This is a genomic window from Acinetobacter sp. YH16053 (assembly GCF_013417035.1).
GTDB classification, from domain to species: domain Bacteria; phylum Pseudomonadota; class Gammaproteobacteria; order Pseudomonadales; family Moraxellaceae; genus Acinetobacter; species Acinetobacter towneri.
On sequence record NZ_VPEP01000117.1, the window covers coordinates 1 to 1,432 of the forward strand.

Consider the following 1,432-nt stretch of genomic DNA (forward strand, 5'->3'; position numbering starts at 1 on the left):
AGCCAAGGAAAAAGCAAAGCAGCCAAAAGTCTCATATTATGTTCCTATTGATGCGTTATTTCAGATTAATTAACTTTTAATAAGATATGAATTAAATATATTAGGAGTGCATTCGTCTGTTAAATTTTGTCCATTTTCGTAATTAATTTCACCCTAGCCCTTTCATCTACCTCACTAATTTCTAAAAGACAGACTTAAATTAAGATCTTAGCTTTAATATATCCTTGGTGCTTTTTCTTTCTTTGCACAAGTCCTGAGTAACTTTAAGTAAAAAAGCCTTATAGTCTCTCCCGGAACTATAAAACTTATTAAGCGCTGTTAATTTTGTATTAATGGCTTACTTTCCAATGTAAGTTAGCTGTTTTGGCCTTAATTGATACTTAGCCATTAAACGCTTATTACCCACTATCCTTAGCAGGTTATGAGTACAGTTATTTTACCGATAGATAAAAACTTGGATATAAGAAAAAAGAGGAATATTTGAGAAAATTAGTTTAAAAGGCTAACAATTGGACAAAGCTGTTTGATTTTTAAAGCATGTGGTTACGTCGGATTAGAAATAGGCCAATTATTTGAACTTTAAATTTAAAGTTTTTCTAAAATCAAGATAATAGACTCTACAAACAAGCTCGTGATTCTGGGCTTTTATTTATTTAACATAAAATCTCTTATGCGAAATCAGGTTGATCTAAAGTTCTTTATTGCCTTGATCACATGATCCCCCAATTGCTGAGTATTTTTAGGATTTCCAGCTGAATTATTTAAAGAGACATTTAAAGGGAGGGCTATCTGCCTCAAAATTTCTTTAGCTGATGGTTGTTTTTCACCATCCTTATAAACTTCAATTTTTGCATTTTCATATTGTTTTATCTCATATCCATCATAAAAAATATTATTTAAAATCAATAGCTCATGATTATTTTCAACTTTCAGTTCTGTTTCAGTAGGAATATTTAACCCTATATTTATTTTTGAATTAGCTAAAAGTATTTTGTTATAAATACCTAAAATATATTTCCCTTTGTATTCTCGTGACTTAGCCTGAAACTGCTCCATATTTAAGTCATAGACTACTTCAATACAGAGGTCCTCTGGGTTAATTCTTAAAACAATAATTCTGTCCACTAACTCAATCGTTTTAAGATTAAAATCGACATGACGTGCTGTAGTAACAGTCTTAACAGAAATTCTTTGTCCAGTACTGGAAACTACATCATAACCTCTCTGATTAACTGAATCAGCTAATTGTCCTAAGGTCATCATAGCTACATAAAGTTCCCCAATTCTTCCTGTTAAATGCCTTAATTCTGCAATAGGCATTCCCCGGTAATCCTCCCATAAATAACCGAAGTTAAAAGTAGAGGTTAAGCAGCCATTAGAGGTGGCCTTCCTTTGTTTGCTTGGTGTGGTCTTTCATGGTTGTAATGCCACA

General features: G+C 32.0%; 1 protein-coding gene. It reads right to left on the reverse strand.

From position 1 onward, the window contains the following. Positions 1-678: 678 nt before the first annotated feature. Positions 679-1,320 (reverse strand): hypothetical protein, encoded by a 642-nt coding sequence (locus FTV43_RS15430; protein ID WP_257224067.1) that lies wholly within the window; start codon positions 1,318-1,320, stop codon positions 679-681. Between the last annotated feature and the right edge of the window lie 112 nt (positions 1,321-1,432).